Here is a 6,313-nt window from a genome sequence, read left to right on the forward strand (position 1 = left end):
TCGAGTTAAGAAATTATGGCTTAAAGTTAGGCAAGGATCAGTGTGTTTAACTTGACAGTGGGAGTCATACCAACGCCGCAATATGGGGCGTATTAAGCTTGGCTATAATTAGCGACGAAGGAGCGCCTGCCAAGCTTTAGACGTCCCACGCCTAATTGCCTTGTTAGTTTTCAACTTCCACCGATACGGTGAAGTGACTTATTAAAACAGTGTTCCAATTGCTCGTAAATCGTTGGGTTCTTTTCAATGTAGTCACTTACCATTTCGAAGAAACCCTCAATACTTTCTTTGTCATATGGCCTTACATGTATTTTGGTAATTACCCTGTGGTTAATCTCATTTAACCACTTAACCCTATCTAGTTTTTCGCATTCATCTAGTTCCTTATCCAATAAATAAACTCGTACAGCTACTGTTAACGAGTGAGCTAGAACTCGAAAAAATCACACCTTTTACTGTCAGAAAGCGATTCTAATTCATGGATGAATCTGTTGAGATTAATACTCGGCTCCTTTGAAAACTAACGCCGCCATAAGCGGTGAGTAGCAGTTGGCTAAAATGTGTAGCGAAGCGGAACCGAGCCAACTGTTACGAATCCGACTTAATGGCCTTGTTATACGTTTTTTAACTCAATAGTTTCAAATAACACTGGTAATGCTGAGCCATCATCAAAGTTACAACTAGCAGTGACTGCCGCTATAGCAATTTCTTCTGAGGTTTTTCCACTATCATAGGATACATGTAAAGCGCCTAACGCATACCGTCTGCCCGAGCCTAACGCCCAATATTTAGAATACTCATCTACGCCACGGTAGCTATCAAATTCAAAGATACCTTTGGGACTGATTACTAATCCGTCCATTTGTGATGACTCAACTGGTTGATCATCATCTTCACTAGTTTCAATGAAAAATTCATCCTTCATTTTTTGATGAATTTTTAAAAGAGAATTAAAGATTGTGGCTCTATTGGAGAATTCTAAATCCATTGATTCTTCGTTTAAGATATTTTCCAAAATATCATTAAAGTTACTCCAGCCAACTAGACCAATAAATGAATCTGCGTGTTTAAAAAACTTAAGGTTATTTATTTTGTTTTCAGGACAAACCGTAATTGATCCATCCGTAGAAAGTGAATCACATGCAATAGTTGCATATCCGTTTTTTTTAACAACTACCAATGTACTCATGAAACTCCCGAAACGTATAACGCCCTATTAATGGGCAAAAAATTGTTGGCTAAAATGTTGAGGAACGTAAACAGCCAACTGTTTTTTGTCCTTATTTATTAGCTTGTTATAAAGCATTTATACCAAGCTTATTACTGGCTTATCTGTGCTTAGAACATTTAAACACTCATTGCTGCCTTTAATCAAATACTCACTTAACGTAGTGTCTTTGGATAAGAAGCCAGCGCGATTACTTTCTTGAGCTAACCAACCAGAATCATGTATTTGTAAAATCCAATTACTAGTTATTTGATTGCTTACCCAAAATTCTAATAAATCACCTTCATCAAGACACCTAAATCCGATTGGCTGATGAAAACATACTTCAATTCGTAAATTAGAATCAGCGACAACTACTACTTTTAAATAGTCTAAATCGTAGTTGATTGATTCAATATATGTTTGATTACCACTATAACTTGTGAACTCAATAGTTGAGGCTTTCATCAAAACTTCCGTGCTTTATAACATGTTTATAGCGAGCTAATCGCGCGTTTTTCTACCACAGCGTAGCTCGTTTTTCTTATTAGATTATTTCTAACAAACTTGTTAACTAATTACCAGTGTTATTAAAATTTAGGAGTTCTCGCTTTTACCTCAGGATAAAAACGAGCGATTGGGTCGTTTTCTTGACTATGCAAGCAATATACTTTGACGAACGAAATAGAAAAGCAATTTTGAATGGCAGAAGTTAGCTCTTTTGAGACATTCGCCTAAACACGTCTTGGGGCAAAGGAGAGTTATATTATAACCCGCCTTTGGACAAATGTATGGTACGCCCCGTTTTGCAAGTTAATAATTAAAAATAACGGAGATGGTTTGCGCTAATGTATTCAGAGTCTATTAGAGACTTTCATTAGTCCCAGCTCTACGATGAGATCTGCGCCAGATTGTCCTCAAAAATGAGAAAGTACTTTATCTTACTGAAATGTCCACAAGGTCTTCAATCTGGTGGTCTAACCGTTTTGTCATCATTAATTATCATATGCAAACTGACTTAAACTCTAATTTCAAAGGGCTTCTTCTTGGTCATTACAGACCAAGCTATTCTTGCTATTTTATTTGCTAAAGCAACAAGTGCGACATTAAATGGCTTTCGACATTTTAAATTTATCAACCATGTTCCAAAGAATTTTTCCGCTGTTTTATCCCGCCACATAACGGCACGAGCAGCGTGAATAAATAACTCTCTCAGTTCCTTATTCCCTCGCTTGGAAATACCTAACATTCTAGGTTTACCGCCCGTTGAGTATTGAAATGGAACTAACCCCAGCCAAGCGGCAAAATTACGGCCATTATCAAAATCCTGAGGACTACCAACTGCTGAGATACAGCATGATGCAGTCATAGGCCCAACACCTGGAATTGTTTGTAATAACTTAGCTATATCGTTTTCTTTATTTAACGCTAATAACTTATCTTCTTGAGCTTTAATCCACACATTTAATTGATTGTAATATTCATATTGAGTTGTTAGCTCTGCAATCAATAGCGGTGGCAACACTTCATTTTGTTCAGCTATCCATTGGAACAAGTTTTTCATTTGATGATGGCCTCTCAGAAAGCTAAGCCCAAATTCCAGTAGTATCGAGCCAATTCGGTTCATACAGGCGGTTCTTTCTTTAATATAGCCAGAACGAACACGTCTAATAACGTTCCCTAGTTGAGCTTCTTCTGTTTTGACTGAAACAAACCTCATGTTTGGCCTTGTTGCAGCTTCTGCAATCGCATCTGCATCAATGTAATCATTCTTATGGGTCTTAACATAAGGTTTAACATATTGAGCTGGTATTAGCTTAACCTCATGTCCAAATTGTTTGCATTTCCTTGCTAGCCAGTGAGCACCGCAGCAAGCTTCCATTGCAATAACTGTTGATTCTTGGACTGATAGAAAATCGACTAACTTTGCTCTGGAGTATTTATGACGAAATATTTCACGACCAGAATAATCGTAACCAATGAGGTGAAAGGTTGATTTACCTAAATCAATACCTATGACTTTTGCAACTGACATGATGGTTTCCTCCTGTAATAGCCAACACTATGAGTTTAGCTAATGGGTGGGGCGTACCATCTAATTAATGAGTTAGGACGAACGCATGCTTTGTGCCAATTACAGCCCCTCAAACCTAACTTAGTTTAAGGTCATAATCTCGATTAAAGTCAATTCCTTGAGCCAGCCTTTGTCCATCTAGCAATCTCTCATAAGACGATGGCATTACTCGAAAACTATTAACTTTAGTGCTGACCTTATCAACTAGCTTTCGAATCGTATGTAACTTTAATTTAGCCTCTTTACTATAATATGCGGAGCTAATTACGGTCTGAACTATCGTATCTGAGGCAGCTTCGCCACCAAGTAATATCGATATTGCTGTTGGATTAAAGACTTCATCAGTTTTAAATTTTACACCGTTACTGCCATCCTTCATTACAAGTTCCCTACTATAGACGCTTTCACTTTTATTTAGTCACAAAAATAGATGTTTCGAATTTGGGTGTTCGTAATCGACTTGATGTTGAGATAATGACTCAGCATTTTCATAGACTCTAGGCTTTTGATTGAGACCACTTAACGATTGGACAAACTTTAATTCGCCTGTTGAACTCATTAATTTAAAGAACAGTTCTAAATCACATCGATCTGCATATATTTCAATGCTTGCACCGCTCATTCAAAATCCTTGTGGTAATTGCATACAGCCAATATAAATTAGTTTGACCTCAATGTCTCTTGATCGCTCAAAGCCGACCTATAGAGTAATTACGTTAACTCATTTTGGGGCAGAAGCAATGTGCAAGTTTTGCACTTTGCTCACTCGTTAATGGACAAAGAAGAGTTATATAAATAACTTGCCTCTGGAGAAAAATGAGTTTGAGCCAAACGAAGGCTCTGTATTAGAGAAAGGGCTTCGTTAAAGCGTATGTTAGCTATCAGCAAACACATATTTGCGACCTAAATAAATAAAGTGTACAGAAACAACTATAGGTATAAGAAGCCAAATTAATTCGATATTTATACCTGACATAAATGTAAACCCAAGAATTGAGCAAAAGCCGCAGATTATAAAGAAACGTAATTTACTAAACGACAAAAAATATCTGCTTGGCTCAAGAATATGCATTAAAACTGAGATAAACGCGAACATGCCAAGAAAGCCTCCGATCTCAATAAGTAGCATAAGCAGTGCACCATAATAACCATCTAATATACCCACAATTGAGATGGGTATAGCGATTAATCCTAGCCCTAGTATTATTACTAAAGGACCGAATCCAATTATGGCTTCAACAATGATCAAAAATTTGTAAATTGGTCTCATTTGCTAGCTAACACTCTACTTAAGGGCATAAATACGCAGGCTAAAATGCGGAACGAAGCGAAGGGAGCCTGCGTGTTTGTCTCCCAACGAGCGCCAGCGAGTGACTACATTACTCTGTTATAAGCCACTTACTCAGCTCTATCTCTCAAGTTTTTTGGAATACAGCTAAGTAATTGTTCAGTACTTCGAATAGTCAAACGCTGCTTTGGGAACTCATTTAGTTGGATATTTAAATACTCAGTTTTTGAAAATGGTTTAGTCATACTCTTCAGAAAGCGCGGAGTATTCACTGAAAATAAACCACTTTCTAATGTAACAGCCGAGATTTCTTGCCACGGAATAAATAGGTTGTTATGACCAAACTTAAAGGGAAAAAGCACTCTTAAATAAAGTCCCCTGTTATTTACTGTAACCTTTAAGATTCCGTTGTGTCGTATTTTGCCAATATACCCACTTCCAATTAGAAAGTTTTCTTCTAGCTCTCTGTCATTATTTTTTCTGTATCTCTTAGCTAAGTTTTGCCAACCACTTTCTTTTCCTAGCCCATAACAAACTCCAAACCAACCAGCTACAAAAACAACAAAAAACCAGTTTGAAGTGAGAAAAGACGCTAATACCGTCTGAAAGTAGATCACATACTCTTGAGCTGAAGGAGGTATTTCACCTCCACTACCAACGTAGATGAATAGAACAAAAACCAAAAAGAAAGAAATAGTTCCAATCAATCCAATAAACTTAAAAACAACCTTCATACTTTCCTTGTGGATTATAACGCCGCAATATCGGCGTATTAAGCTTGGCTAAAATCAGCGACAAAGGACCACCAGCCAAGCTTTAGACGTCCCACTTATAATTGCCTTGTTAGGTGAAGTTTTCGACTATTTCAATAGCTCGTTGTTTTGTAAAAACACCATTAATTTCTGGATCTGTTAATTCAGCTACGTAGTCAAAAACTCCTTCCTCTTCAAAATCAACTAAATCACATAGTTGAAGAGCATCAGCGATAAAGCATAAGTGATTTTTATTTAGTTTATCTTGAATGAACAATTCACATAGTTTCTTTATATCAGCAAAAGATATAACAATCTCTTCATCTTCAATGATATCGAGAGTAATATAAGAACCTTTGATATCCAATTTATTTTCATAATCTGAAAATTCAGTTATAAATTCTCCTAGAAACACTTCTGGAGATATGTATTCATTTAATAATTTGGATAGCGATGACAGCTTCACCTTTGCTCACCTAACAGCTTAATGCCAAGAATTCCCGTTAACATTCAACGTGCCAATTTTCAGAATACGGTTTTCATAATCTAATAATTAATAACTTACACATAGCCAAAAGGATTTACAATTGTTTAGGCTACGCTACAACCGAGAGTTTACTCATTCGAGATTGGATATAATAACATTAAGAGAAGCCACTTAAATTGCATAACGAGAATTGCTTATTTATACATTAGCCTTTGAATGCTGGCTTCGCTCAAAGCTGCCTCAAGTTATTCAAACTATTAAAGTCGCACCTTTAAGATGCATCAAAAAGTCACGTTTTACTATATAATAACAATATAGTGAAGTGATACTATATAGTAACTTAATCTATACCTTGTTATGATATAGTAACAAAAAGAAGCGTTATTGGTGCTCCTATGAAACTATATGACGGTGAAAAATTAAAAAACGCACGTAAATCGAAAGGACTTACTCAAGAAAAAGTGTCAGAAGTTCTTAATATTGGCCGTAGACAAATATCACAAAT

The 6,313-nt window shown here is 36.5% G+C and carries 7 protein-coding genes; 1 reads left to right on the plus strand and 6 read right to left on the minus strand.

Going from position 1 to position 6,313, the window contains the following annotated elements; translation table 11 throughout:
- Positions 1-613 precede the first annotated feature (613 nt).
- The 6 genes from HCZ11_RS19415 to HCZ11_RS19440 form a co-directional block, all read right to left on the minus strand.
- A complete protein-coding gene (locus tag HCZ11_RS19415; RefSeq protein WP_167659241.1) occupies positions 614-1,189 on the minus strand; it encodes an MFS transporter in 576 nt (191 codons plus the stop codon).
- Between the two features lie 117 nt (positions 1,190-1,306).
- Positions 1,307-1,675 carry a hypothetical protein gene (locus HCZ11_RS19420; protein ID WP_055199149.1) on the minus strand — a complete coding sequence of 123 codons (369 nt, stop codon included), beginning with the start codon at positions 1,673-1,675 and terminating at the stop codon, positions 1,307-1,309.
- Positions 1,676-2,225: 550 nt separating this feature from the next.
- Positions 2,226-3,242, minus strand: coding sequence for an IS110 family transposase (locus tag HCZ11_RS19425; protein ID WP_167659242.1), 1,017 nt, complete (start codon positions 3,240-3,242; stop codon positions 2,226-2,228).
- Positions 3,243-3,357: 115 nt separating this feature from the next.
- Positions 3,358-3,660 (minus strand): hypothetical protein, encoded by a 303-nt coding sequence (locus tag HCZ11_RS19430; RefSeq protein WP_167659243.1) that lies wholly within the window; start codon positions 3,658-3,660, stop codon positions 3,358-3,360.
- Positions 3,661-4,679: 1,019 nt separating this feature from the next.
- Positions 4,680-5,303 carry a hypothetical protein gene (locus HCZ11_RS19435; protein WP_167659244.1) on the minus strand — a complete coding sequence of 208 codons (624 nt, stop codon included), beginning with the start codon at positions 5,301-5,303 and terminating at the stop codon, positions 4,680-4,682.
- Positions 5,304-5,412: 109 nt separating this feature from the next.
- Positions 5,413-5,787, minus strand: a complete 375-nt coding sequence (locus tag HCZ11_RS19440) for a hypothetical protein (RefSeq protein WP_167659245.1) — start codon at positions 5,785-5,787, stop codon at positions 5,413-5,415.
- 416 nt (positions 5,788-6,203) lie between these two features.
- On the opposite strand from HCZ11_RS19440, the gene HCZ11_RS19805 reads away from it, so the two are divergent.
- On the plus strand, positions 6,204-6,313 hold a 110-nt coding region (locus tag HCZ11_RS19805; protein ID WP_167659246.1), incomplete at its 3' end, for a helix-turn-helix transcriptional regulator.

Source organism: Pseudoalteromonas sp. HF66 (assembly GCF_011806445.1).
In the GTDB taxonomy this organism is placed as follows: domain Bacteria; phylum Pseudomonadota; class Gammaproteobacteria; order Enterobacterales; family Alteromonadaceae; genus Pseudoalteromonas; species Pseudoalteromonas apostichopi.